This is a genomic window from Thioclava dalianensis, assembly GCF_000715505.1.
Taxonomy (GTDB): Bacteria; Pseudomonadota; Alphaproteobacteria; order Rhodobacterales; family Rhodobacteraceae; genus Thioclava; species Thioclava dalianensis.
Map to the genome: position 1 here is coordinate 43,415 of NZ_JHEH01000010.1, position 24,207 is coordinate 67,621.

Consider the following 24,207-nt stretch of genomic DNA (forward strand, 5'->3'; position numbering starts at 1 on the left):
AGAACGGCCCGCCGGGCCGAGACGGGAGCGTGCCACGGCACTTTCCAAGTGAGGTGAAGATCTCCATATTGAGGGCGAGAGTTTCAGGTCCGCTGGCGCGGGAGGCCAAGCATGTACGATGAAGCAGACCCAATAGACGACCGCCCGATGGGCCGCGCGATGCGGCGCGGGCTGATGTGTCTTTGCCCCGCCTGTGGGAGCGCGCGGGTGCTCAAAGGCTATCTCAAAGTGCGAGAGTCGTGCCCCAATTGCGACGAAGATCTCTCGCATCAGCGCACCGATGATGGCCCCGCCTATCTCACGATCCTGATCGTCGGGCACCTGATGATCCCGCTGATGGCTGCAGCTTTCGTAGCCTACCGCCCCGAGCCGTGGCAGATGATTGCTCTCTTCGGCACCGCGACGGTCGCACTGTCGCTGATCTTGCTGCCGATGATGAAGGGGCTGATGGTCGCGATCCAATGGTCGCGCCGGATGCATGGGTTCGGCGCGCTTGCAGGCGCAAATGACTGACGCCTCCCTCGCGGCGACACCCGACAAAACGGCGCTGCGTCACGCCGCAACCGTGATCGTGCTGCGCCGCGATGCCGGAGAGCCGCCGCGGGTGCTGATGGGACAACGCGCAGAGCGCGCCGCCTTCATGCCCTCAAAATTCGTCTTTCCGGGCGGCGCGGTGGATCTTGGCGATTGGAACGTGCCGCTCAGTGCGCCGCTCGGCGCGCCCAATGCCGCACGGCTGGCACATGACGCCCCTGACGGGATCGCCCCTGCCCTTGCCGCCGCCGCGATCCGCGAGCTGTGGGAAGAAACCGGGATGATCCTTGGCGCGCGTACCGATTGGCCGGATGCGGCGCCGCCCGACTGGCAGGGATTCGCGGATCTGGGGTTTTGCCCCGCCGCGTCTGATTTGCATTTCGTGTTCCGCGCGATCACGCCGCCGGGCCGTCCGCGCCGCTTCGATGCGCGGTTTTTCCTCGTCGATGCGGAGGCGATTTCGAATGATCCCGACGACTTCTCACGCGCCTGCGATGAGCTCTCGCATCTGCAATGGGTGCCGCTGAGCGAGGCCCGCGCGCTCAACCTGCCTTTCATCACAGAAGTGGTGCTCGCCGAAATCTCGGCGCTTTTGCGTCCGGGGCAGCCAATTTCTCCGCCCGCCAGCGTGCCGTTTTTCGACAATCGCGGCCCCGCCTCGCGGTTTCTCGCAATCGAGACCTAACGCGATCCTGCCAGCACGATCACGATCAGCGAGGCCACAACCAGCGCGATGCCGAGGCCTTCGCGCCGGTGCAATGTCTCGCGGAAAACCAGCACCGAGGCGAGCAGTGTGAAGACGATCTCCACCTGCCCCAGCGCGCGCACGAAGGCCGCGTTTTGCAGCGAGAACGCGGTGAACCACCCCGCCGAGCCCAGCACGCCGGTGATCCCCACAAGGATCGTGCGCCGCCATGCGCGCAGCACGCGGCTCAGTTCTCCGGCCTCGCGCAGCCGCAGATAAAGGCCCATCCCGATGGTTTGCGCGAATGTCGCACAGGCGAGCGCCACGATGGCGCGGGCGAAGAACTCCAGCGGGGCCAGTTCCAGCGTCGCCCCGCGGTAGAAGATCGAGGACAGGCCGAACAGTCCGCCCGCCACCACGCCATAGATCGCCGCGCGTGCGTTGAGTTTCACGGCCCCCGGCTGCTTGGTCAGCAACAGCACGCCGATCAGACCGATCAGGATGCCGACCCAGCCCAGCGGCCCGACCCATTCGCCCAAAATTACCGCCGAGAAGAGCGCGACCTGCACCGTCTCGGTCTTGGTGAACGCGACCCCCACGGCAAAATTACGCATCGAAAATAGCGCGACCGTCAGGAAGGTCGCCGCCACCTGACACGCACCGCCCGCGATGACGAAGCCCCAGAATGGGGCGCTCAGATGCGGCCAGGCGGTGCCGGTCTCATGCAGGAAACCGATCGCGACCAACGCGGCAATCGGGAAGCCGAACAGGAACCGCGAGAAGGTCGCCCCGCCCACCGATAACTGCGCGCCTGCCAGCATCTTTTGCAGCATGAAACGCAGGGTCTGGACGATGGCCGCAAACAGCGTGACCCAGACCCACAGATGTGCAGGCACCGCGGTCATGGCGAGATCTTTCTCAGATCATAGCCGTTGAAATCGAGCACTTCGCGGGCCGCCTTGAGCAGATCGGGGCGCGCAGGCGTTTGACGCGACAGGATCATCCCCCACTGCCCCGAGGGCGTGCCCAGAGCCGCGATCCGGTAATCCTGATCGACCCACATCACATAGATCGGCTCGCCGCCAAAGGCCTCTCGCGCGGACATCCGCCCGCCCGGCCCGGTCAGCACGACTTTGGCGTCAAGAGGCCCCGTGGCACCGGCGCATTCCGCCCCGCGCACATCGAAGCTGCCCGAACCGTCCCAGCGCCAGCTCTGGACGCCCTTACATCCCGGCTGACCGCTGGCCACAACGTGCCAGTCGCCTGCAAAACGGGTCGGATCGAAGAGCGCGGCCGAAGAGATCAGCGCATCGCGATCGCGCAACCCGGGCGCCATACGCGGCGCCGAGGCACAGCCCGCAAGAAGGGCTATCCCCGCAAGGATAAGGATCAGTTGACGCATGTGGTCATCGGGTAGCCCGCCTCTGTCATCACATCATTGCAGCCCATAAGCGGCACCACCGGCGCGCAGGTTTGTGACCGCGCGAGACACTCGCCCTCGCAATCATTGCGCGAATGGCACATCTTGCCATTGTCACGCGTGTCGTGCTGGCACAGATAGCCGCCGTTGAAATCAATCCACCTGCCGCCCTTGGCGACGCAAGCTGTCTTTTCCGCGTCCTGCTTTTGCTGGCCGACCAAGGGCAGCTCTTGCTGCGTGCCCCCGCCCATGCCTGTCATCTGGGCCAGCGGCTTGCAGGCCGCCAGCGCCAGAAGGCTCACGCAGATCAGGGCTGCCGCGCGCATCAATAGGGCGTCGGCATATCGTGGTGCAGCACCGCGATCTTGTCGAGCAGCTCCTTGGGCAGCGTCACGCCCGCCGCATCAAGGTTCGGCTTGAGCTGCTCGAGCGAGGTCGCGCCGATGATCGGGATCACCGGGAAGGGACGGCTCATGACCCAAGCAATGGCCATCGTGATCGGGTTGAGATCGAATTCGCGTGCCAGTGCGATATAGGCATCCGCGATATCGAAGGCGCGCGGATTGGCGCGCCCGCCCAGCGAGGCCACATAGGAGCGGCGCGACAGCGGCGGCGTCACATCGCCGGAATATTTGCCGGTCAGAATGCCTGCCGCCAAGGGCGAATAGGCCAGAAGGGTGACCCGCTCGTGATGGCACAGTTCCGCCAGATCCAGATCGAAATACCGGCACATCAGCGAATATTCGTTCTGGATCGTCTGCATCCGCGGCCCAGCCCCGGCCTTGGCCAACCGCAGCCATTCCGAGGTGCCCCAAGCAGTCTCGTTGGACAGGCCCGCATGGCGGATCTTGCCTGCGTCAATCAGCTCTTGCAGCGTCTCAAGACAGGCCTGCATATCGGCCTCGACCTCGGCCCGGGGGGGCTGCGTCGAGGGATCGAAGCGCCACGCCTTGCGGAAGTGATACGAGCCGCGATTGGGCCAGTGAAACTGGTAGAAATCGACGTAGTCGGTCTGAAGCCGCTTGAGCGAAGCATCGACGCCTGCGCGAATCCGCTCGGGCGAGATCGGCACGCCACTTTCGATCGCATGCGAGCCCTCGCCGGTGAGCTTAGTGGCAATCACCAGATCATCGCGCTTGCCGCGCTTGGCCAGATAGGTGCCGATAATGGTCTCGGTCGCGCCCAATGTCTCGGCGCTGACCGGATTGACCGGGTACATCTCGGCGGTGTCGATGAAATCGATCCCGTGATCGAGCGCCATGTCGATCTGTGCGTGCCCTTCGGCCTCGGTGTTCTGGGTGCCCCAGGTCATCGACCCGAGGCAGATTTCCGACACTTCGATCCCGCTGCTGCCAAGTTCAATCTTGCGCATAGCTCCGCCCCTTCTCAACTGTTCGTGCTGCTGCGCGAACCTGCCACCGGGGAGCGAGAACGTAAAGCCTGTAGCTACTCGACCTGATCGATCAGATCGCCATAGCCTTGCGCCTCCATCTCCTCGAGCGGCACGAAGCGCAGGGAGGCGGAGTTGATGCAGTAGCGCAAACCGCCCTGATCGCGCGGCCCATCGGGGAAAACATGGCCCAGATGGCTGTCACCATTCTTTGACCGAACCTCGGTGCGCACCATGCCCAGCGTTTTGTCGGTCAGCTCGACCACGTGTTCACTCACCAGAGGTTTGGTGAACGAGGGCCAGCCACAGCCGGATTCGAACTTGCTCGACGAGGCGAAAAGCGGCTCGCCCGAAACCAGATCGACATAGATGCCGCGGGCCTTGTGGTCGTTATATTCCCCGGTGAAGGGCCGCTCGGTCCCGTTTCTCTGGGTGACGCGATACTGCTCCGGTGTCAGCTTCGCCAGCGCCTCTTCGGATTTTTGCCATTTGCTCATGATGGGTCTCCCTTTCCGCTCTGATTTAGGGGCGCGCGGCGCGATATAAAGGCCTGCGTGGCTTTCGCTCGCCGTTTGTCCCTTCGCGCCCTATCCTCACAAGGAGGAGGATAGCGCCATGACCACACCTGCCCCGCGTTCCGATCTGTCCACGCATCTGGTCGAGAACCAGCCGCCCGCGCGCGGCGATATCGACCTGTGGCAAAACGATCTTGCCCTGCGCGAGGCGGTGGCCCGCGCCGAAGGGCGCTCGGCCCCGCTGGCCGAATATGGCGCGCATCTGGGGCTCGCCGAGAGCCGCGATGCCGCGCGCGAGGCCAATCGGCACAGCCCCGAGCTGGTGCTCTTCGATGCAGGCGGGCGCAGGCTGGACGAGGTGCGCTTTCACCCCGCCTATCATCGCTCACTGGCGGTCGGGATCACGGCGGGCTACAGCGCCGTCGCTTGGGAAGGCAAGCCGGGCGGGCATGCCACCCACGCCGCGATGGTCTATCTCAACAGTCAGGTCGAGCCGGGAAGCTGCTGCCCGATGACCATGAGCTATGCCGCCTTCCCCGCGCTCAGCGCCACCCCGGCGCTGGCGGAGCTGTGGCAGCCCAAGCTGATTTCGCGCAGCTACGATCCGCGCATCTTGCCGATGTCCGAAAAGAGCGGCGTCACGCTGGGCATGGCCATGACGGAAAAGCAGGGCGGCTCGGATGTGCGCGCCAACACCACCCGCGCCGAGCGCGCGGGCGATCATTACCGATTGACGGGGCATAAGTGGTTTTGCTCGGCCCCGATGTCGGACGGGTTTTTGACGCTGGCGCAGACCGATGAGGGCTTGAGCTGCTTTCTCGTGCCGCGCTGGCTGGAGGACGGGCGCAATCCGATCCGCATCCAGCGGCTCAAAGACAAGCTCGGCAACCGCTCCAACGCTTCCGCCGAGATCGAATATGAGGGCGCGCTGGCTTATCTGCTGGGAGAGCCGGGCCGTGGCGTGGCCACGATCATCGAGATGGTCACCCATACCCGGCTCGATACCGCGATGGCGCCTGCGGGCCTGATGCGGGCGGCGCTCTGTGAGGCCCATCACTGGGTCAGCCACCGTGCGGCCTTTCAGCGCCGCCTGATCGATCAGCCGCTGATGCGCGCGGTGCTGGCCGATCTGGCGCTCGATTGGGAGGGCGCTTTGGCGCTTGGGATGCGCGTGGCGCAGGCCTTTGACGGGGCAAACGCCGAAGACCGGGCCTTCGCGCGGATCGGCGTGGCGCTGGCCAAATATCTTGGCAACAAGCGCTGCCCGCAGGTCACCTATGAGGCGATGGAGTGCTTGGGCGGGATGGGCTATGTCGAGGACACGCCGATGCCGCTTCTCTATCGCGAGGCACCGCTGAACGGGATCTGGGAGGGCTCGGGCAACGTGATCTGCCTCGACATCCTGCGCACGCTGGCGCGTGAGCCGCTCGCCGCAGAGGTCGTGCAGGCAGAGCTGGAGGCCGCGCGCGGCACCGACCGGCGCTATGATGCCGCGCTTGACGCCCATCACGCGCGCTGGCCGAGCTTGCCGCCCGAAGCCGAGGCGCGCTGGTTTGCCGAGCGCTTGGCCCTGCTGCTGAGCGCGGCGCAGCTGATCCGACACGCGCCCGGCGCGGTGGCCGATGCGTTCGTCGCAACCCGGCTTGCGGGCGAGGCCGGGCGCACCAGTGGCGCGATGGCGGGGAGCGATGTCTCGAGCATTCTGGCCCGTCTCGCGGAGTGAGAAGACAGAAGCCTCCGGCGGCAATATTTTTATCAAGAGAAAGGGGCAGAGATGACCGAAGAACGCTACTTGGTGCAGGCGCAAGAAATCGCCACGATGCCGGGGCTCTCCAAGACGCATTTTCTTAACCCCAATGCAAAGCGGGTGAACAAGAGCCTCGGCGATCTCACCGGGCTGACTGGAATCGGGGTGCATATCATCGAGGTCGAGCCGGGCCGCGAGACCACGGAATTTCACCGCCATCACCACGAGGACGAGGCTGTCTTCGTGCTCTCGGGCGAGGCGACAGCCCGGATCGGCGACGCCCGGCACGCCATCGGACCGGGAGATTTCATCGGCTACCGCGCAGGCGGCGAGGCGCATTCCATCAAGAATACCGGGGTGCAGCCGCTGCGACTGCTGGTCGTGGGCCAACGCCTTGCCCATGATGTGGGCGATTACCCCGATCAGGGCAAGCGGCTGTTCCGCGCGCCCGGGCTGGCGTGGCAACTGGTCGATGACGCAGCGATCCAGCCGATACAGGCGGGAGCGAAACGCTAGGGCCGAAACGCGCCCCGCGTGCGAGGGCCCGACGGTTGACCGCGCTCTACCCCCTTGCCACCGCGGCTCAGGAATGGCCCTATCGGGCTGCCGCCGCTTTCACCCTTCAACCGGATCGCTCCCGTGCCGCAACGCTCTGTCTTCTCGCCCTTCCAAAACCCGACCTTCCGCGCGCTGTGGCTGGCCACGCTGTTTTCCAACCTCGGGACGCTGGTGCAGGCGGTGGGTGCGGGCTGGCTGATGGCGAGCCTTACGACCTCGCAGGATATGGTCGCGCTGGTGCAATCCTCGAACACCTTGCCGGTGGTCGTGTTGTCGCTGCTGGCAGGGGCGCTGGCAGATAATTTCAACCGGCGCCGGATCATGATCGCGGCGCAGATCTTCGTTGTGCTGGTGTCGGTCGCGCTCGCGCTCTTCGCGTGGGCGGGGATGCTCACGCCGTGGCTGCTGCTGGGATTCACCTTTTTAATTGGCTGTGGAGGGGCGCTGTTCAACCCGTCTTGGCAGGCCTCGATGGGCGATATCGTGGAGCGCGACGACCTGTCGGCTGCGGTCTCGCTCAACAGTATGAGTTTCAACATGATGCGCAGCCTTGGCCCGGCAATCGGCGGCATCATTGTGGCCGCAGCCGGGGCGGCGGCGGCCTTCGCGCTCAATGCGATCAGCTATCTTCCGCTGATCGGGATCCTGTTTCGCTGGCGTCCGAGCTATCCGAGCGACCCCTTGCCGCGCGAGCCGCTGCGTCTCGCGCTGAGTGCGGGGCTGCGCTACGTCATGCTCTCGCCGGTGCTGCTGCGGGTGATGGCACGCGGCGCGATCTTCGGCTTTGCCGCGATCTCGGTGCTCGCGCTTTTGCCTTTGGTGGTGCGCGATCTGCTGGCGGGGAGCGCGCTGGATTACGGTATCTCTCTGGGGGCCTTCGGGCTGGGGGCTATTGGCGGCGTCGTGCTCAATGCCCCGCTGCGCGAGCGGTTCTCGAACGAGGTGATCGTGCGGATCTCCTTTGTCGGCTTTGCGGTGGCGGTGGCCGGGTTGGCGCTGTCGAGCTCGCTGATCCTCAGCTGCCTCGCGCTGATCGTGGCCGGACCGTTCTGGGTGCTGGCGCTGTCGCTCTTCAACGTCACGGTCCAGCTTGCCACGCCGCGCTGGGTCGTGGGCCGGGCGCTCTCGCTGTATCAAACCGCGACCTTCGGCGGGATGGCGAGCGGCGCATGGGTCTGGGGTCTGCTGGCCAGCCAGCACGGTGTGAGTGCCGCGCTCGGGGTGGCGGCGCTGGTGCTTCTGGTCGGGGCGGTGCTTGGGATCTGGCTGCGGCTGGAGGGGTTCTCGACGATCGATCTCGACCCGTTTGGCAGTTTCCAACCGCCCGAGCCGCAGCTTGATATTCGCGCACGTTCCGGGCCGATCCTTGTCCTTGTCGAATACGAGATCGACCCTGCGGATACCGAGCGCTTCATGGCGCTGATGCGGGCCCGGCGTCGCATTCGCATTCGTGACGGAGCGCGGCAATGGGGGCTGTTGCGCGATCTGGAAAATCCGCGGCTCTGGATCGAGAGCTATCACGTGCCGACGTGGATCGAGTATCTGCGCCACAATGCGCGGCGGACGAAAAACGACGCGCAGAATTTCGAGGACCTGCTTGAGCTGCATCACGGGCCTGCGCCGCGCCCTCAGGTCCGGCGCCTGATCGAGCGTCAGACCGTGCCGCTGCATGATGACGCCCCGCCACGTCCGCCCACGACCGAGCTACCGGGCGTGTAAGGCCGCGCGAACCGCTTAGACCTGCGTCCCGGGCGCGGTTTGAAGGGCGCGCCCGGACAGCGATCAGCTGTTGAAGAGGAAATGCAGGACGTCGCCGTCCTTGACCTCGTAGGTCTTGCCCTCGACGCGGAACTTGCCCGCCTCCTTGGCGCCCGTCTCGCCCTTGCCCGCGATGTAATCGTCATAGGCGATGGTCTCGGCACGGATGAAACCCCGCTCGAAATCACCATGGATGACGCCTGCCGCAGCCGGTGCGAGCGTGCCATGACGGATCGTCCAGGCGCGCGCCTCTTTCGGTCCGACGGTGAAATAGGTCTGCAGGCCGAGCAGCTCATAGCCTGCCCGGATCAGGCGGTCGAGACCGGCCTCTTCCAGCCCCATTTCGTCCAGAAACATCTCGGCCTCATCGGCGTCGAGCTGCGAGATCTCTTCTTCGATCTTAGCCGAGATCACGACCGTACCGGCACCTTGGGCCGCGGCCATCTTCGCCACGGCGTCGGATTTGGAATTGCCCTTGGCGGCATTGGCCTCTTCGACGTTGCAGACGTAGAGGACAGGCTTGGCCGTCAACAGCTGGAGCATGGCCCAAGCCTTGCGGTCTTCCTCGGCGACCTCGATGGTGCGCGCGGGGCGACCGGCCTCAAGCGCCTCCTTGGCCTGCTCGAGCAGACGCACGGCATCCTTGGCTTCCTTGTCGCCCGACTTGATCTTGCGCGCGAGGTTGGCGATCCGCTTCTCAAGGCTCTCGAGATCGGCGATCATCAGCTCGGTCTCGATGGTCTCGGCATCGGCCACGGGCTCGACGCGGCCCTCGACATGGGTCACATCGTCATCCTCGAAACAGCGCAACACATGCGCAATCGCATCGGTTTCGCGGATATTGGCGAGGAACTGGTTGCCCAAGCCCTCCCCTTTCGACGCCCCTTTCACGAGGCCCGCGATATCGACGAATGTCATGCGCGTCGGGATGATCTCTTTCGAGCCGGCAATCGCTGCCAAAGCCTCGAGCCGGGCATCGGGCACAGCCACCTCGCCGACATTCGGCTCAATGGTGCAGAAGGGAAAGTTCGCGGCCTGAGCGGCGGCCGTTTTCGTCAGCGCGTTGAACAGGGTCGATTTGCCGACATTCGGCAGACCCACGATACCCATCTTGAAACCCATTGCGCCCTCCTGATTGCGGCTGCGCGCTTCATATTCACTGGCGGGCTTGGGCGCAAGCGGGCGTGGAGGCGTGGCGCGCCATAATTCCCGCGCGGGCGCGCCGAATGGCAGCAAGCGGGCCGGGGGGCATTGATTTTCCCGCCCTCTTCGCGCAAACCCCTTCGGGACCACCCGGAGGGACGCCATGACTCGCATAGACGCCAAATTCGCCGCACTCAAATCCGAGGGCAAGAAGGCCTTTGTCTCCTACATCATGGCCGGGGACCCGGATCTGGAGAGCTCGCTTGCGGTGATGAAGGGATTGCCCGGCGCGGGCGTCGATATCATCGAGCTGGGCGTGCCCTTCACCGATCCGATGGCCGATGGCGCAACGATCCAGCTTGCGGGCCAGCGCGCGCTCGATGGCGGGCAGACGCTGCGCAAGACGCTTGAGATGGCCGTCGCCTTCCGCGAAAGCGACGACACGACGCCGATCGTTCTGATGGGCTATTACAACCCGATCTACAGCCATGGCGTGGAGGCTTTCCTGGCCGATGCCAAGGCCGCCGGGATCGACGGGCTGATCGTTGTGGACCTGCCGCCCGAGGAGGATGACGAGCTGTGCATCCCGGCGCAGGCAGCGGGCATCAATTTCATCCGGCTGGCCACGCCCACCACCGATGACGCGCGCTTGCCCAAAGTGCTGCAAAACACTTCGGGCTTTGTCTATTATGTCTCGGTCACCGGGATCACGGGCTCGCAGGCGGCGCAAGCCGCCCACGTCGGTCCCGAGGTTTCGCGGATCAAATCGCAAACCGATCTGCCGGTCATCGTGGGCTTTGGCATCAACACCCCCGAGGCCGCCCGTACGATCGCAGGTGTGGCCGATGGTTGCGTCGTGGGCTCGGCCATCGTCCAGCAGATCGCGTCGGGCAAGTCGCGCGACGACGTGCTGGCCTTCGTGGCAGGACTGGCCTCGGGCGCGCATTCGGCCTGAGCGGCCCTTAGAGCACCAGCGGCTTTGCCCCTTTTCGCGCAAGGCTGCGGCGCTTATCTTAATGCCACAACGCGCCCTGACCGGCGCGTTGTGCTTTATCTCGCAGGGCGCGGCTGGTAGAGCCTCAATGAACTGCCGCGCTCGGCTGGCCAAACAGGCGTGATGGATGACCGACGAAACCGTTGAAACCACCCCCGGACGCTTGGGCGCGCTCAAGGGCCTGTTGAACAACTCGCTGATCAGCCGGTTGCTGCGCGAGGGCATGAACGAACAGGGCTGGCTTTATGCCATAGCGATCTTGGCGATGCTCGTCGTGGCGCTGACATCCGCGGCCACGGCTTGGGTGATGCAACGGATCATCGATGCGCTGGGTCACCCCGAGAACCACGCGGGCGTTGCGATGGTCTCGATCACCGTGATGGTGATTTTTACCGTAAAGGGCATCGCCAATTACACACAGGTCGTCTTCATGTCGCGTGCGGGCAACCGGATCGTCGCGCGCCAGCAGATCCGGCTGTATCAAAAGCTGATGCGGCAGGGCGTCGGGTTCTTCAACATCAACGAATCCTCCGATCTGCTGATGCGGGTGACGCAAAGCGCGCAGGCTGCGCGGTCGCTGATCGAGGTCGTCGTGACCTCAATGGTGCGCGATCTTCTGACCCTGTTCGGCCTGATCTGCGTGATGGTCTATCAGCAACCGCTTCTGTCGAGCGTGATGCTGATTATCGGGCCGCTGACGATGATTGGGCTGCGCTACATCCTGCGCCATGTGCGCGTGATCATGGAAAAGGAAATGGCCTCGCTGAGCGAGATCATCAAGGTCATCCAAGAGACATCGGGCGGCATCCAGATCATCAAGATCTTCTCGCTCGAGAAGCGGATGAACCGGCGCATGGAAGGCGCGGTGAAGCAGGTCGAGACACGCTCCAACGCGGTTGCGCGGCTTGAGGCGATCACCTCGCCGCTGATGGAGACGCTCTCGGGCTTTGCGATTGCGGGCGTCGTCTATCTCAGTGCCTTTGGCGCCTTTGGCAGCGAGGCCACGACACCGGGCCAGCTGATGTCCTTCGTCACCGCGCTTTTGATGGCCTATGAGCCCGCCAAGCGCCTGTCGCGGATGCGCGTCACGATCGAATCCAAGATGGTCGGCGTGCGGATCATGTTCGAGCTACTCGACCAGCCCGAAACAATTTCCGAAGCCGAGAACGCCACTACCTTGCCCCCCGGCCCCGGCAAGATGGAGATGCGCAATCTCGGGTTCGCCTATGCCAAGGATAAGCGCGTTCTACGCGATGTGAATCTGACCTTCGAGCCGGGCAAGACCACCGCGCTTGTGGGGCCCTCGGGGGCCGGAAAATCGACCGTTCTGAACCTTGCGATGCGGCTTTACGACCCGACAGAGGGCAACGTACTGATCGACGGGCAGGATATCCGCGATGTGACCTTCGACTCATTGCGTGCCCGTATGTCCTTCGTGGGTCAGGGCACATTCCTGTTCTCGACCTCGGTGATGGAGAATATCCGGGTGTCGCGCCCCGATGCGACCGACGAAGAGGTCTATGAGGCCGCGCGCGCAGCGCATGCCCATGAATTCATCGCAAAGCTCGATGAGGGCTATGAGACGCAGGTGGGCGAGAACGGCACCTTCCTCTCGGGCGGTCAGCGCCAGCGTCTGTCGATTGCGCGCGCCTTCCTGCGCCGCGCCGAGATCTTGCTGCTGGATGAGGCCACGAGCGCGCTCGATGCCGATAGCGAAGCGCTGATCAAGGATGCGCTGCGCGAGGTCACCAAGGATGTGACCACGATCGTGATCGCGCACCGCCTCTCGACCGTGCTCGAGGCCGACCGGATCTATGTGATGGAAGACGGGCGCGTCGTCGAATTCGGCACGGCCCGCGAATTGCTGGACCATGGCGGTGTGTTCAAGCGGCTATTCGATCAGCAGTTCGGCGGATCAGGCGGGATGCAGGGCGTGCAGTAACGCGCATTCAGGCGCGATCATCCTCCGCCTGCTCCGCTAGATCGCGCTCGACGGACAGTTCCCCACGCGAGGTATCCGCATCGGCTTGATGCACGGCCCATTCGCCGTCGCCTGAGGGGCGCGGCAGTTTCTCGGCGGGCCAGTCGCGGAAGATATTCGCCTTGGCGATGAAATGCGCGGTGATCGGCGCGGTGAGGAAGATGAAGACCGTGATCATCAACTCATGCAGCGTAACCTCGCCCTGCTTGACGCCGAACCACAGCATCGAGGCGATCAGCACAGAGCCCACGCCCAGCGACGCGGCCTTGGTGGGCGCATGCAGCCGCGTCATCGGATCGGGCAGTTTCACAAGCCCCAGCGAGCCCACGAAGCCGAAAATCCCGCCAATCACCAGCAGTGCCGAAATCAGAATGTCCCAGACCAGTTCCATCAATGCCTCACTCGATGATATCGCCGCGCAGGATGAATTTCGCGAATGCCACGGTCGCCACGAACCCGGTCATCGCATAAAGAAGCGAGGCCTCGAAGAACATCGCCGTGCCCTCGTAGATCCCGAAAAGCACGATCAGGGCGATCGCATTGACCGCCATCGTGTCGAGCGCAAGCACCCGGTCCGTCACCCCCGGCGCCTTGACCACGCGGTAGAGGTTGAACAGCAGCGCCGCGCAAAAACAGGCGATGGCGAAGATCAGCGCATAGAGGATCATTCGAATATCTCCTTCAGTCGGGCTTCATAACGGGTCTTGATCTCGTCGCGCACCTCATCGGGGTCGGGCGCGTGCAGGCAATGGACCAGCAGCGAGTGCCCATCCGCTGCAAGCTCTGCGGTCAGCGTGCCCGGCGTCATCGTGATGGTGCCCGAGAGCACCGTGATCGCCTCGGGCGAAATCAGATCCAGCGGGACAGTCACCCAGGCCGGCTGCAACTTCGCATTGGGCATGAACAACACGATCCGGGCCACCGTAATGTTGGCCATGACGATATCCCACAAGACCACGAGCGCATATTCCGCGATTTTGAGCGGGTTCGCCACGCGCGCGCGCGCGGGCCAGTAAGGCGCCGTGATCCAAGGGATCACGAGGCCCACGAGGATCGCGAAGACCAGCGAGTTGATCGTGTAGGCATTGGCCAGCAACAGCCAGACAATCGCCAGAATGAGCGTGAGATAGGGGTGCGGAAGGAACTTGCGGATCATTTCTTGCGCCCCCTCAATGGCTGGCCGGGGCGTCATGCCCGGTCTGCGGTTGTGATGCTCCCTCGGCTGCACGGTCGGCAGGCGCCATATGGTCGATCACTTCGGCATGGCCGTGATCCTGCGCACCGATCCGGGCAGCTTCCTGCGCCCGCGCCTCGGCACCGCCCATCACCGCGTCGATATATTGCGCGGGCGCAAACAATTGCGCAGCCGTGCCCTGCATCCATGTGCTGACAGGCCCGGCCATCACGGTCACGGCGACCAGCGCGGCCACCAGCCCGCCCGTTGCGGTAAAGGCCAATGCAGGCGCGGTCACGTCCTCGCGCAGCTCGGGCGTCTCCTCGTCCTTGACCGCATAGGAGCGCCAGAACACCTGCGAGCCGATCCGGGCATAGCCCACAATCGAGATCAGGGACGTGATCAGGATCGCCGCCCACAGCCACCAATGGCCACGCAGCGCGTCGAGGATCATCAGCTTGCCAAGAAAGCCCGAAAGCGGCGGCATCCCGGCCATCGCGATGGCGGCTACGAAAAACAGGGCCGCCAGCAGGCCGTGATTGTGCATCAGCGGGGCATCGCGCAATGCCAGCCCCCAGCGCCCGCGCCGCTCGCGCACGAGATCGGCAATCAGGAACAGGGCGGCGGCTGCCAGCGTCGAATGCACCATGTAATAGAGACCCGCAGACGTCGCCCCTTGGGTGAATTGCGAGAAGGCCAGAACCATCGTCCCGATCGAACCGATCACGGCATAGGTCACCGCCCGCCCCATATCGCGCGCGCCGAAAACACCGACCATCCCGACGACCAGCGTCACGCAGGCGGCGGGAACAAGGATGTCATGGATCAGCGTGTCGGTCGTGCCGGTGATCGGGAAGATCAGCGTGTAGACCCGCACGATTGCATAGACCCCCACCTTGGTCATGATCGCAAACAACGCCGCCACCGGACCCGGCGCATTGCTATAGGTCGCGGGCAGCCAGAATTGCAGCGGCACAAGGGCGGCCTTCACCGCAAAGACCAACAGCAGCAGGACCGCACCAACACGGATCAGCGCGCTATCCCCGGCGGGCATCTGCGCGACCTTGGTCGCGAGATCCGCCATGCTGAGCGTGCCCGCCACGGCATAGATCGTCCCCAGCGCGAACAGAAACAGCGTCGATCCGGCGAGGTTATAGACGACATATTGCACGCCCGATTTCAGCCGCGCCTTGCCGCCCGAATGGATCATCAGACCGTAAGAGGCGATCAGCAGAACCTCGAAGAAGACGAACAGGTTGAACGCATCCCCGGTCAGGAACGCCCCGTTGATCCCCATCATCTGGAACTGCATCAGCGAGTGGAAATGCCAGCCGCGCCGATCCCAGCCCGAACCGATGGCGTAGAGCACCACGACAAGGCCCAGTATGGCGTTGAGCAACAGCATCAGCGCCGAGAGGCGATCGAGCACCAGAACGATACCATAGGGCGGCTCCCAGCCGCCAAGCCTGTAGACCTCGGGCGGGTTCCCCGAGGCCGAGACCAGCAAGGCAATCGCCAGTGTCAGCAGCGCCAGCATCCCGATGACCGAGGCCACGCGCTGCGTCACAAGGTCATAGCGCATCCACAGCACGATCAGTGGCGCGAGGATTGCCGGCAAGACGACCGGCGCAATGATCCAATGCTCCATCATTGCTCATCCTCCTGCGCGTCGAGATCGATCCGGTCATCTCCGGCCTCGATGAAGGCACCAAGCGCCAGCATCACCGCCACCGCCGTCATCCCGAAGGAGATCACAATCGCGGTGAGCACCAGCGCCTGCGGGATCGGGTCGGTATAGCTCGTGACGCCGTCGCGCAGGATCGGCGGCTCGTTCACCACGAGGCGCCCGGAGGCGAACAGGAACACGTTCACCGCATAGGACAGCAGCGACATCCCGACGACGACGGGAAATGTCCGCAGCCGCAGGATCATGTAAATTCCGGCGGCCGTGAGCACGCCGATGGCGGAGGCAACAAGCACTTCCATCAGTGATCCTCCTCCTGGGTCTTGATCTTGTTGGCATGGACCGCGTCGCGCTCGGCGGTGGTCGCCTCTCTGGCAGCGCGCGCCGTGCGCCACCAGCGCCGTGGCACCTTGGCCTCTGGCGGATAGGGCCCGGCGGACAGCGGCGCCAGCACACGGGCCTCAGGTTTCTCGGCTGCGATATGCGCGCCCTCTTCGCCGTCGTGCTCGCCCATCGCGGCGCGGCGCGCCAGACGGCTCAGCCCGCCCAACGCCAGCATCACCGAGCCCACGACGCCAAGGAAGACCCCCAGATCGAAGCCCGCAGCCGTTGCCAGCTCGAACTTGTCGAGGCCGGGCAGTTTCACATAACCGAAATTGGACGTCAGGAAGGGCAGACCGCCAAAGAACGCCCCGGCCCCGGTGATCCCCGCGACCAGCACGCCAGAGGCGATCAGCACATGGTAATAGACTTTCTGACGCGCCTGCGTCCATGCAAAGCCCGAAGCCATATATTGCATCACCAGCGCAATCGCGACGATCAACCCGGCGATGAACCCGCCGCCCGGCAGGTTGTGCCCGCGCAGGAAGATAAACAGCCCCACCACAAGCGCGATCGGCATCATCACCCGGGTCGCTACCAGCAGCAGCAGCGGGTGCTTGTCGCCACCGCGCGCCACATCGGGCCGCCATGCGATCAGCTTGCGCGAGGACGCGCCTTGCAGCAGTGCCTCGGTCAGCGCGAAGATCACCAGCGCGGCGATCCCCAGCACCGTAATCTCGCCATAGGTATCATACCCCCGGAAGTCGACGAGGATCACGTTGACCACATTGTCGCCGCCCGCAAGATTATAGCTGTTCTCAAGCATGTATCCCGACATCGGCGGGAAGGCGAAATCGCGCGTCATCAGCGCATAGATCAGACCGGCCACAGCCACGCCGCCGATCACCGCGATGCAGACATCGAAGCTGATCTTGAAGCGGCTCGATTCAATCTTGGTCACCTTCGGCAGGAAGTTGAGCGCAAGCAGCATCAGCACCGCCGTCACCACCTCGACCGAGATCTGGGTCATCGCCAGATCCGGGGCAGACAGGTAGACGAACGAGATCGAGACGATCAGGCCCACGATGGAGATCAGCACCAGCGCAAGGATGCGGTTGTGATGGAAGGCCACGATGCACATGGTCGCCGTGAGCAGCAAGATCCACGCCGTGACGGCAGCCCCATTGACCGGGGTCAGCGCGCGGGTTTGCGGGCCCATGGAACCGGTCGAGAAGGCGTAAAGCCCCGCCCCGACCGCTGCCAGCGCAAACAGCATCAGATAGCGGGCCATCGCGCCGGTATAGAGCCCCTGCGTGAGGCGATCGGCGCCCAGTTGAACGCGGCCCACGACCCAGTCGAACATCACCTTGGCCTCGGGGCGCGGCATGCGGTCCCAGACGCGCTGGCACGGGCCATGCGCGGTCAGGAAGAGGATACCGCCCAGAACCGCGATTGCCGACATATACAGCGCGGGCGTAAAGCCATGCCATATCTTGAGCGGATGCATATGATAGCCGCCGCCCACGACCGCATTGGTCGCCATCTGCACATAGGGGCCCGCAACCGCCATCGGGAAGATACCGATGGCCAGCACCAGCACGACCAGAAAGGCCGGGCTCAGCCACATGCCCATCGGCGGATCATGCGGGGTCTTGGGCAGATCGGTCGCGACCTCGCCGAAGAAGGCGTGGTGAATGAAGCGGAAGGCGTAGGTGGCCGACAACAAAGCCGCAAGCGTGGCCATCGCCGGGACGATCCAGTAATTGTCGAGCCACACCGTATGCGCCGCCGCTTCAAGCATCATCTCCTTCGACAAAAAGCCGTTGAAGAACGGGATGCCCGCCATCGAGAGCGCCGCAATTGTGGAAATCGCGAAGGTGATTGGCATCAGTTTTCGAAGCCCGCCCACCCGTGTGAGATCGCGCGTCCCCGCCTCGTGATCGACAATACCCGCCGACATGAACAGCGCCGCCTTGAAGGTCGCGTGGTTGATGATGTGGAACACGGCCGCGAGCGCGCCCGCCTGCGTTCCAAGCCCGAGCATGAAGGTGATCAAACCCAGATGCGACACGGTTGAAAACGCCAAAAGCGCCTTCATGTCATGCTTGAAAATCGCGATATAAGCAGCGATCAGCATCGTGATCAGGCCCACGGTCGACACAATGTAGAACCATTCCGGCGTGCCCGACAGAACGGGCCATAAACGCGCCATCAGGAACAGCCCCGCCTTCACCATCGTGGCCGAATGCAGATAGGCCGAAACCGGCGTGGGCGCGGCCATCGCATGGGGCAGCCAGAAGTGGAATGGGAATTGCGCAGATTTCGTAAACGCCCCGCCAAGGATCAGCAGCAGCGCCGGAATGTAGAGCGGGCTTGCCTGGATCGCGTCCTTGTGGCGCAGGATCTCGGAGATATCGTAGCTGCCCGCAATCTGACCCAAGATCAGCATGCCTGCGATCATCGACAGCCCGCCCAGACCGGTCACGGTCAGCGCCATACGCGCGCCCTGACGGCCTGCGGGGAGGTGCTTCCAATAGCCGATCAGCAGGAAGGAGGTCAGCGAGGTAAGTTCCCAGAACACAAGCAAAAGCAAGATGTTATCGGAGAGCACAATGCCCACCATCGCGCCTTGGAACAACAGAAGATACGTGTAGAACTGCCCCACCGGATCCTTGTTGGACAGGTAGTAGCGCGCATAGAGGATCACCAGCAGGCCGATCCCGAGGATCATCGTGGCAAACAGCATGCCCAAGCCGTCGATCCAGAAATTCAGGTTCAACCCAAGCCAGGGGAGCCAGTCGATCCGGGTCTCCACGACACCGCCTGCCAGAGTGGTCGGCAGATGCAGCAACAGGCCCAGCAAGGCCAGCCCGGTGATGACGGCAGATACACCCGCGGCATTATTGCGGCCAGTACGGATCAACAGCGATGGCAGGGCAGCGCCAAGGAAGGGTAAGGCGGCAATCAGGGCAGGCGACATTCTCTCTCCGGTCCGTTCTGGGGCGGGCCTTGGGACAGTGAAACCGCATGGATCACCCCCCACAAACGCTCTCCATTACCTGAGCAAGCGGGGTGGGGCTGTCAAGATAAACGGGTGGAATCATCGGCAGAATCGGACACTTGGTCGCGCCTTGCGCGCGAAAGTCGCCCCCGAAGCCAGCCTTCGCATCTGCGGCAAAAAGGCACGAGCCACGGCGGAAATAGGCGGGAAACCGCGCTAAAGGGCGCTTTCATGGGCAACGTTATGCAGATTTCGCATGGCTGGCACGGTGCCACGGGTCCGGGCATGCGAGAGCTCTTGATTGTTTTATGACGCTGTGACTATGCAATCTGTGGAAAGCGTTTATCTATATGCGCGAAGTTTTTGTAATCGCAGGGAAACACATGTCCTCTTCCCGGTCTGTTCGTAAGGCTCACCCCTCCCGCCGCGCCTTTCTTGGTGCCGGCACTGCGCTTGGCCTTCTGGCGGCCACCGGCGTGCCGGTCCGTGCTCAAGATAGCGCGCAACCCGCCCCCGCCGCGCCCGCCACTCCACCAGCTGCAGAACCTGCCGCACCCGCTGCGCCGCAGAAAACCCCCTTCTCCTTTGATGCGCTCTCGGCCGAGATGCAAAACGAGGCCAAGGGCGACCCTGTGCCGCCCGCCACGAGCGATGCGGATTTCCTCAGCAAGCTGACCTATGACACCTATCGCCTGATCCGCTACAACCCGGACAAGGCGATCTTCTCGGATATCAAGGACAGCCTGTTCCAGCTTCAGGCCTTCCATCTCGGCTGGCTCTTCAAGGAGCCGGTACAGATGTTCTCCGTTGAAGACGGTCAGGCAACGCCGATGATCTTCAACACGGATGACTTCATCTACGAGCGCGAGGCCCGCAAGATCGTGCCCGAGCACGCGGACCTGCCCGGCGTCGCGGGGTTCCGACTGCATAACCCGATCAACCGTCCCGACGTGATGGATGAGCTCGCAGCTTTTCAGGGCGCGTCTTACTTCCGCGCGCTTGGGCGGGGCTCGGCCTACGGGCTGTCCGCGCGCGGGCTGGCGGTGAATACCGGCCTTGCCGTGGCCGAGGAGTTCCCGCGGTTCACGCGTTTCTGGATCGAGACCCCGACCCCCGGCAGCGACACGATCACGGTCTATGCCGCGATGAATTCGGCATCGCTGACCGGCGCTTATCGCTTCGTGATCACGCCCGGCGATGCGACCGCGATGGATGTCACGGCGCGGCTTTATATCCGTGCTGACATTCAGCAGCTTGGTGTGGCACCGCTGACCTCGATGTATCTCTACGGGCCGCGCAATCGCTCTGATTTCGACGATTACCGCCCCAAGGTGCATGACAGCGACGGGCTTGGGATCGAGCAAGGCGATGGCGACCTGATTTGGCGCCCGCTGCAAAACCCCGGCAAGATCGCGTCCTCGTATTTCTCGCAAAATGCGCCGCACAGCTTCGGCCTCTATCAACGCGACCGCAATTTCGACGACTATCAGGACGCCTCCGCCCATTACGAGCGCCGCCCCTCGGCGCGCGTCACCCCGGCCTCCGATTGGGGCAAGGGCATGGTGCGTCTCGTCGAGATCCCCTCGAAGCTTGAAGTGAATGACAATATTGTCGCGTTCTGGGTGCCCGATGCCCCGGCCAAGGCAGGCGATGCGCTGGAATTCGCCTATCGGCTCGAATGGGGAGATCTGCCCCCCGATGGCGGCGACACACGCGCCTATGTCGAGGAGACCCGCGCTGGCACCGGGGGTGTCTCGGGCGTGGAAAACACAAAAGGCACCCGGAAATTTGTTATAGATTTCAAGGGTGGAGAGATTGCGAACCTTCCCGCTGAATCCTCGGACAAGATCGAGGTCGTCACCCATGCGGGCAAAGGAAAAATCGTGACACAGACCCTTTCGAAGGTCGAGCAGGACGGAGTTTGGCGTTTGGTGCTGGATGTTTCCGCCGATGGTGACGCGCCGGTGGAACTTTCTGCACAGCTTTCGGGTTTTGGACGCAAGCTGTCTGAAACCTGGCTCTACCAGTGGAATAAAACATGACCTCTACTTCGATGCTGCCGACCGTCCCTGCAACGGCTGACACAACACGTCCCCAGCGCCTCACACCCGAGATGCTGATCTACGGCCCCTGCGCGCTGCCCAGCGCGCCGATGGCCATGCCTGCGCAACAGATCGAGCCCGATCTGCGCCTGAGCACCCGTCTCGCGCGCCTCTTGGGTCGCCGGACCTTCGGGGAAAGCTCCTGAAATGGACTGGCTTGCGCGCCCTCGAGGCGCGACTCTGATTGCCCTGCGCGCACTTGCGCTGGGTCTGGCCGCAATGGCAGGTCTCGGGGCCTTCGTCCTGTTCTTGCAATTCGGTGAGGCCGATGGGCTACAGACCCTCGACGTGGTGCGCGCGGTCTTGATCCTGATCTCGACGCTCTGGCTGGCATGGGGTGCGGTGCAAGCCCTGATCGGGCTGACCACCCTGCCCAATCCGCCTCGCATCGATCCCAGCAAGCCCATCGAGGGGCGCACTGCGGTGCTGGTTCCCGTCTATAACGAGGATCCGATCTCGACCTTTTCGCGGGTTGCCGCGATGGATGCATCGCTCGATGCGACCGGCGATGCCGCCCGTGTCGATTTCGCGATCCTGTCGGACACCCGCAACGAAGAGATCGCGGCGCGCGAGGCGGCTGTCTTTGCGCATCTCGTTGAAGAGCGCGACGCGGTGGGGCGGTTTTTCTACCGCCGCCGCCTCAACAATATCGGCAAGAAAGCCGGGAATATCGAAGATTTCATGACGCGCTCGGGCGGGGCTTATGACTATGCGCTCATTCTCGATGCCGACAGCCTCATGGAAGGCGAGACGATCCTGACGATGATCCGTCGGATCGAGGCAGAGCCCGATATCGGCTTGCTGCAAAGCCTGCCCCGTGTGATCCGCGGACGTTCGCGCTTTGCCCGGGCGATGCAATTCTCCGCCGCTTTCTTCTCGCCGGTCTTCGCGCGCGGGCTTGCGATGCTGCAAGGGCGCACCGGCCCGTTCTGGGGCCATAATGCTATCGTGCGCACGCGCGCCTTCGCGGAAAGCTGCGGCCTCCCTGCCCTGCGCGGCCAACCGCCCTTTGGCGGCCATGTCATGAGCCACGATTATGTCGAGGCAGCCCTTCTGGCGCGCAAAGGCTGGCGGGTGCGGCTTGATGACGATCTCGAGGGCTCTTTCGAGGAAGGCCCGGAAAACATCATCGACCACGCCAAGCGGGATCGTCGCTGGTGTCAGGGCAATCTTCAGCACGCGCGCATCATCGGGGCGCCCGGCCTGTGCGGCTGGTCGCGTTTCGTCTTTGCTCAAGGGATCATGGCCTATATCGCGCCGCTGTTTTGGCTGGGCTTCATCGCGGCCTCGGTTGCAGCGCCCCTCTTCGTCCCGGCCCCCGATTACTTCCCCGAGCCCTACTGGCCCTTCCCCTATTTCCCGCCATCCGAAGCCTCCAAGGCCATCGGTCTGGCCATCGGGATCTTCGGGCTTTTGCTGGTCCCCAAACTGCTGATCGCTGGCCGGGCGGCCCTTCTGGGGCATGCGCGCAATTTCGGCGGCCCCACGATGGGCTTTGCCTCGACCTTGGCCGAGCTTGCATTTTCTTCGCTCACGGCGCCGGTGCTTTTGGCCTTCGCCACCCGCTCGGTATGTCAGGTGGTGCTGGGGCGCGATGGCGGCTGGCCCACGAATAACCGGGGCGACGGGCGGCTGAGCGTGAATGAGGGATTTGCCGCGTCGTGGTGGATCGTTGCCATCGGTCTGGGCGGGCTGGTGCTTACCTATATCTTCTCGCCGGGGCTGCTGCTTTGGTTGCTGCCGGTGGGGCTGCCGATGCTGGCCGCGCCATGGCTGATCTCGTGGTCCTCGCAAACCTCGCGCTCGGCGCTGATGACCGTGCCCTCCGAGGTCGAACTTCCCCCGGTCGTCGCCTTGCACAACCGGATCTTGTCGCGCTGGGACAATGCGTTCCCAGCTCCTGATGCTGCGCTTTCCTCCGACTCGTCGGATTCGCGCCGGAGCCCCGCCCATGCCTGATACTGGCCCTATCGTATCGCCCCGGTCGCCCCAGACCGGGCGCGACCTGCGCATCGACCTGTTTCGCGGTCTCGCGCTGGTGATGATCTTTGCCGATCATATTCCCGGCAACATCTATGAGAACCTCACATCCCGCAATCTGGGCTTTTCGGATGCGGCGGAGGGGTTTGTCTTCATGTCGGGTCTGGCGGCGGCGCTCGCCTATGGCCCGGCGCTGGCGCGCGGGCTGAACTGGGACGGCGTGTCGCGGCTTTGGGGCCGCGCGTGGCTGCTCTATCTCGTGCATATCCTCACCGCCATCTGGGCCATCGCCATCGTGGCCTTCGCGGTGAAGCATTGGGGCGCGGATGAGCTGCTGACCAAGAACGCCTTCAAGACGCTCACCACCGATCCGTTCGGCTTTCTGGTCGGCATTGCCACGCTCGGGCATCAGCTAGGCTATGTGAACATCCTGCCGATGTATATGGCGCTGCTGCTGATGGCGCCGTGGCTGATCCGGCTCGGGCAGCGCTCGCCGCTGATCCTTCTGGGCACCTCGACCGCGATCTGGGCGCTGGCCGGGCTTTTCCGCATCAACCTTCCCAACTATCCGATGCCGGGCGGTTGGTTCTTCAACCCCTTCTCATGGCAGCTTGTGTTCTCGCTCGGGCTGATGACCGGGCTTGCGCTGCGTGCGGGCAAGCGGCTGGTGCCGGTGCGGGGTTGGCTTGTCGCGTTGGCTGCGGGCTGGCTGATCCTGAGCGCAGTCTGGGTTCATTCGACCTGGATGCTCGAGAGTTTTGGCCATGGCACATGGCAGCTTCGTCAGTGGGGCGTGCCCTTCTTTATCGCGGGGTTCGACAAGACGTTTGAATCCGTGCCGCGCCTCGCCCATCTGCTGGCTCTGGCCTATATCCTGTCGCTGCCGGGGATCTTGCCGCGCATTGCGGCCACGCCGGTGTTGGAGCCGCTGCGGATGCTGGGACGCCACTCGCTTCCAGTCTTCGCCACAGGCACCGTGCTGGCAATCGCCGGGCAGACGATCAAGGCGGTCCATCCGGGCGGGTTGGTGCAAGACAGTGTGCTGATCTTTGGCGGCCTCGCGCTTCAGTTCCTGCTGGCCTACTTGCGCGACACCTACAGCCCGAAAGGCCGCGCGCGCCGGGAAAAAGCGGCCATCGCCGCCGCAGCCACCCCGCCAGCTGCCACGCCGAAAATGCCACCCAAACCGGTGATGCAGGCCGCCGAGTAAACCCCGAGAG

The 24,207-nt window shown here is 63.9% G+C and carries 23 protein-coding genes; 11 read left to right on the top strand and 12 right to left on the bottom strand.

From position 1 onward, the window contains the following. Nucleotides 1–111: 111 nt before the first annotated feature. Both DL1_RS10005 and DL1_RS10010 read left to right on the top strand, forming a co-directional pair. A complete protein-coding gene (locus tag DL1_RS10005; protein ID WP_038065602.1) occupies nucleotides 112–513 on the top strand; it encodes a DUF983 domain-containing protein in 402 nt (133 codons plus the stop codon). Beyond that, a complete protein-coding gene (locus DL1_RS10010; protein ID WP_038065604.1) occupies nucleotides 506–1,219 on the top strand; it encodes an NUDIX hydrolase in 714 nt (237 codons plus the stop codon). The genes DL1_RS10005 and DL1_RS10010 overlap by 8 nt, the downstream gene beginning before the upstream one ends. On the opposite strand, the gene DL1_RS10015 is transcribed toward DL1_RS10010, so the two are convergent. The 5 genes from DL1_RS10015 to msrB all read right to left on the bottom strand — a co-directional run bounded on the left by DL1_RS10015 (nucleotide 1,216) and on the right by msrB (nucleotide 4,526). After that, nucleotides 1,216–2,124 (bottom strand): DMT family transporter, encoded by a 909-nt coding sequence (locus DL1_RS10015; protein WP_038065607.1) that lies wholly within the window; start codon nucleotides 2,122–2,124, stop codon nucleotides 1,216–1,218. The two genes, DL1_RS10010 and DL1_RS10015, sit on opposite strands and share 4 nt — an antisense overlap. Then, entirely contained in the window at nucleotides 2,121–2,621 is a 501-nt protein-coding gene (locus tag DL1_RS10020; protein WP_038065610.1) for a lipocalin family protein, read from the bottom strand. The genes DL1_RS10015 and DL1_RS10020 overlap by 4 nt, the downstream gene beginning before the upstream one ends. Next, complete coding sequence (locus DL1_RS10025) at nucleotides 2,609–2,965, bottom strand: hypothetical protein (RefSeq protein WP_038065612.1); 357 nt, start codon at nucleotides 2,963–2,965, stop codon at nucleotides 2,609–2,611. Before DL1_RS10025 ends, DL1_RS10020 begins: the two co-directional genes overlap by 13 nt. Then, on the bottom strand, nucleotides 2,965–4,011 hold the full coding sequence (locus DL1_RS10030) for an aldo/keto reductase (RefSeq protein ID WP_038065615.1): 1,047 nt from the start codon (nucleotides 4,009–4,011) through the stop codon (nucleotides 2,965–2,967). Before DL1_RS10030 ends, DL1_RS10025 begins: the two co-directional genes overlap by 1 nt. A 74-nt stretch (nucleotides 4,012–4,085) precedes the next feature. Continuing rightward, nucleotides 4,086–4,526: a peptide-methionine (R)-S-oxide reductase MsrB gene (msrB, locus tag DL1_RS10035; protein ID WP_038065618.1), complete on the bottom strand. Its 441-nt coding sequence runs from the start codon at nucleotides 4,524–4,526 to the stop codon at nucleotides 4,086–4,088. A 118-nt stretch (nucleotides 4,527–4,644) separates the two neighbouring features. On the opposite strand from msrB, the gene DL1_RS10040 reads away from it, so the two are divergent. From DL1_RS10040 to DL1_RS10050, 3 genes are all read left to right on the top strand, one after another. Then, nucleotides 4,645–6,267, top strand: coding sequence for an acyl-CoA dehydrogenase family protein (locus DL1_RS10040; RefSeq protein WP_038065620.1), 1,623 nt, complete (start codon nucleotides 4,645–4,647; stop codon nucleotides 6,265–6,267). Between the two features lie 51 nt (nucleotides 6,268–6,318). Further along, nucleotides 6,319–6,807, top strand: coding sequence for a cupin domain-containing protein (locus tag DL1_RS10045; RefSeq protein ID WP_038065621.1), 489 nt, complete (start codon nucleotides 6,319–6,321; stop codon nucleotides 6,805–6,807). A gap of 123 nt (nucleotides 6,808–6,930) precedes the next feature. Next, nucleotides 6,931–8,568, top strand: coding sequence for an MFS transporter (locus tag DL1_RS10050; RefSeq protein ID WP_038065624.1), 1,638 nt, complete (start codon nucleotides 6,931–6,933; stop codon nucleotides 8,566–8,568). Between the two features lie 63 nt (nucleotides 8,569–8,631). On the opposite strand, the gene ychF is transcribed toward DL1_RS10050, so the two are convergent. Continuing rightward, nucleotides 8,632–9,729, bottom strand: a complete 1,098-nt coding sequence (ychF, locus tag DL1_RS10055) for a redox-regulated ATPase YchF (RefSeq protein WP_038065627.1) — start codon at nucleotides 9,727–9,729, stop codon at nucleotides 8,632–8,634. A 184-nt stretch (nucleotides 9,730–9,913) separates the two neighbouring features. Between ychF and trpA the strand changes: the two genes are divergently transcribed. Further along, the gene (gene trpA, locus DL1_RS10060) at nucleotides 9,914–10,705 is read left to right on the top strand and encodes a tryptophan synthase subunit alpha (protein WP_038065630.1); all 792 of its coding nucleotides are present in this window, start codon (nucleotides 9,914–9,916) and stop codon (nucleotides 10,703–10,705) included. Nucleotides 10,706–10,871: 166 nt separating this feature from the next. Continuing rightward, entirely contained in the window at nucleotides 10,872–12,686 is a 1,815-nt protein-coding gene (locus tag DL1_RS10065) for an ABC transporter ATP-binding protein (RefSeq protein WP_081856313.1), read from the top strand. Nucleotides 12,687–12,693: 7 nt separating this feature from the next. On the opposite strand, the gene DL1_RS10070 is transcribed toward DL1_RS10065, so the two are convergent. The 6 genes from DL1_RS10070 to DL1_RS10095 are packed head-to-tail and all read right to left on the bottom strand — an operon-like array spanning nucleotide 12,694 to nucleotide 18,884. After that, nucleotides 12,694–13,116 (bottom strand): Na+/H+ antiporter subunit G, encoded by a 423-nt coding sequence (locus tag DL1_RS10070; RefSeq protein WP_081856314.1) that lies wholly within the window; start codon nucleotides 13,114–13,116, stop codon nucleotides 12,694–12,696. Nucleotides 13,117–13,123: 7 nt separating this feature from the next. After that, nucleotides 13,124–13,393, bottom strand: coding sequence for a K+/H+ antiporter subunit F (locus DL1_RS10075; protein WP_038065633.1), 270 nt, complete (start codon nucleotides 13,391–13,393; stop codon nucleotides 13,124–13,126). Then, on the bottom strand, nucleotides 13,390–13,881 hold the full coding sequence (locus tag DL1_RS10080; protein WP_081856315.1) for a Na+/H+ antiporter subunit E: 492 nt from the start codon (nucleotides 13,879–13,881) through the stop codon (nucleotides 13,390–13,392). The genes DL1_RS10075 and DL1_RS10080 overlap by 4 nt, the downstream gene beginning before the upstream one ends. 13 nt (nucleotides 13,882–13,894) lie before the next feature. Next, nucleotides 13,895–15,547 carry a monovalent cation/H+ antiporter subunit D gene (locus tag DL1_RS10085; protein WP_081856316.1) on the bottom strand — a complete coding sequence of 551 codons (1,653 nt, stop codon included), beginning with the start codon at nucleotides 15,545–15,547 and terminating at the stop codon, nucleotides 13,895–13,897. Next, the gene (locus DL1_RS10090) at nucleotides 15,547–15,885 is read right to left on the bottom strand and encodes a Na+/H+ antiporter subunit C (RefSeq protein ID WP_038065637.1); all 339 of its coding nucleotides are present in this window, start codon (nucleotides 15,883–15,885) and stop codon (nucleotides 15,547–15,549) included. The genes DL1_RS10085 and DL1_RS10090 overlap by 1 nt, the downstream gene beginning before the upstream one ends. Next, nucleotides 15,885–18,884 (bottom strand): monovalent cation/H+ antiporter subunit A, encoded by a 3,000-nt coding sequence (locus tag DL1_RS10095; RefSeq protein WP_074854753.1) that lies wholly within the window; start codon nucleotides 18,882–18,884, stop codon nucleotides 15,885–15,887. Before DL1_RS10095 ends, DL1_RS10090 begins: the two co-directional genes overlap by 1 nt. Before the next feature lie 404 nt (nucleotides 18,885–19,288). On the opposite strand from DL1_RS10095, the gene DL1_RS10100 reads away from it, so the two are divergent. The 4 genes from DL1_RS10100 to DL1_RS10115 are packed head-to-tail and all read left to right on the top strand — an operon-like array spanning nucleotide 19,289 to nucleotide 24,197. Then, entirely contained in the window at nucleotides 19,289–20,947 is a 1,659-nt protein-coding gene (locus tag DL1_RS10100) for an OpgD/OpgG family glucan biosynthesis protein (RefSeq protein ID WP_038065639.1), read from the top strand. Beyond that, the gene (locus tag DL1_RS10105; RefSeq protein ID WP_038065642.1) at nucleotides 20,944–21,153 is read left to right on the top strand and encodes a hypothetical protein; all 210 of its coding nucleotides are present in this window, start codon (nucleotides 20,944–20,946) and stop codon (nucleotides 21,151–21,153) included. The genes DL1_RS10100 and DL1_RS10105 overlap by 4 nt, the downstream gene beginning before the upstream one ends. A 1-nt stretch (nucleotide 21,154) precedes the next feature. Continuing rightward, nucleotides 21,155–22,966: a glucans biosynthesis glucosyltransferase MdoH gene (gene mdoH, locus DL1_RS10110; RefSeq protein WP_038065645.1), complete on the top strand. Its 1,812-nt coding sequence runs from the start codon at nucleotides 21,155–21,157 to the stop codon at nucleotides 22,964–22,966. Beyond that, entirely contained in the window at nucleotides 22,959–24,197 is a 1,239-nt protein-coding gene (locus DL1_RS10115) for an OpgC family protein (RefSeq protein WP_051693473.1), read from the top strand. Before mdoH ends, DL1_RS10115 begins: the two co-directional genes overlap by 8 nt. Nucleotides 24,198–24,207: the final 10 nt, after the last annotated feature.

Bases quoted from the DNA above. Each gene is read 5' to 3' on its own strand.
- DL1_RS10005 (WP_038065602.1), top strand. From the start codon at position 112: ATGTACGATGAAGCAGACCCAATAGACGACCGCCCGATGGGCCGCGCG.
- DL1_RS10010 (WP_038065604.1), top strand. From the start codon at position 506: ATGACTGACGCCTCCCTCGCGGCGACACCCGACAAAACGGCGCTGCGT.
- DL1_RS10015 (WP_038065607.1), bottom strand. From the start codon at position 2,124: ATGACCGCGGTGCCTGCACATCTGTGGGTCTGGGTCACGCTGTTTGCG.
- DL1_RS10020 (WP_038065610.1), bottom strand. From the start codon at position 2,621: ATGCGTCAACTGATCCTTATCCTTGCGGGGATAGCCCTTCTTGCGGGC.
- DL1_RS10025 (WP_038065612.1), bottom strand. From the start codon at position 2,965: ATGCGCGCGGCAGCCCTGATCTGCGTGAGCCTTCTGGCGCTGGCGGCC.
- DL1_RS10030 (WP_038065615.1), bottom strand. From the start codon at position 4,011: ATGCGCAAGATTGAACTTGGCAGCAGCGGGATCGAAGTGTCGGAAATC.
- msrB (WP_038065618.1), bottom strand. From the start codon at position 4,526: ATGAGCAAATGGCAAAAATCCGAAGAGGCGCTGGCGAAGCTGACACCG.
- DL1_RS10040 (WP_038065620.1), top strand. From the start codon at position 4,645: ATGACCACACCTGCCCCGCGTTCCGATCTGTCCACGCATCTGGTCGAG.
- DL1_RS10045 (WP_038065621.1), top strand. From the start codon at position 6,319: ATGACCGAAGAACGCTACTTGGTGCAGGCGCAAGAAATCGCCACGATG.
- ychF (WP_038065627.1), bottom strand. From the start codon at position 9,729: ATGGGTTTCAAGATGGGTATCGTGGGTCTGCCGAATGTCGGCAAATCG.
- trpA (WP_038065630.1), top strand. From the start codon at position 9,914: ATGACTCGCATAGACGCCAAATTCGCCGCACTCAAATCCGAGGGCAAG.
- DL1_RS10065 (WP_081856313.1), top strand. From the start codon at position 10,872: ATGACCGACGAAACCGTTGAAACCACCCCCGGACGCTTGGGCGCGCTC.
- DL1_RS10070 (WP_081856314.1), bottom strand. From the start codon at position 13,116: ATGGAACTGGTCTGGGACATTCTGATTTCGGCACTGCTGGTGATTGGC.
- DL1_RS10075 (WP_038065633.1), bottom strand. From the start codon at position 13,393: ATGATCCTCTATGCGCTGATCTTCGCCATCGCCTGTTTTTGCGCGGCG.
- DL1_RS10080 (WP_081856315.1), bottom strand. From the start codon at position 13,881: ATGATCCGCAAGTTCCTTCCGCACCCCTATCTCACGCTCATTCTGGCG.
- DL1_RS10085 (WP_081856316.1), bottom strand. From the start codon at position 15,547: ATGGAGCATTGGATCATTGCGCCGGTCGTCTTGCCGGCAATCCTCGCG.
- DL1_RS10090 (WP_038065637.1), bottom strand. From the start codon at position 15,885: ATGGAAGTGCTTGTTGCCTCCGCCATCGGCGTGCTCACGGCCGCCGGA.
- DL1_RS10095 (WP_074854753.1), bottom strand. From the start codon at position 18,884: ATGTCGCCTGCCCTGATTGCCGCCTTACCCTTCCTTGGCGCTGCCCTG.
- DL1_RS10100 (WP_038065639.1), top strand. From the start codon at position 19,289: ATGTCCTCTTCCCGGTCTGTTCGTAAGGCTCACCCCTCCCGCCGCGCC.
- DL1_RS10105 (WP_038065642.1), top strand. From the start codon at position 20,944: ATGACCTCTACTTCGATGCTGCCGACCGTCCCTGCAACGGCTGACACA.
- mdoH (WP_038065645.1), top strand. From the start codon at position 21,155: ATGGACTGGCTTGCGCGCCCTCGAGGCGCGACTCTGATTGCCCTGCGC.
- DL1_RS10115 (WP_051693473.1), top strand. From the start codon at position 22,959: ATGCCTGATACTGGCCCTATCGTATCGCCCCGGTCGCCCCAGACCGGG.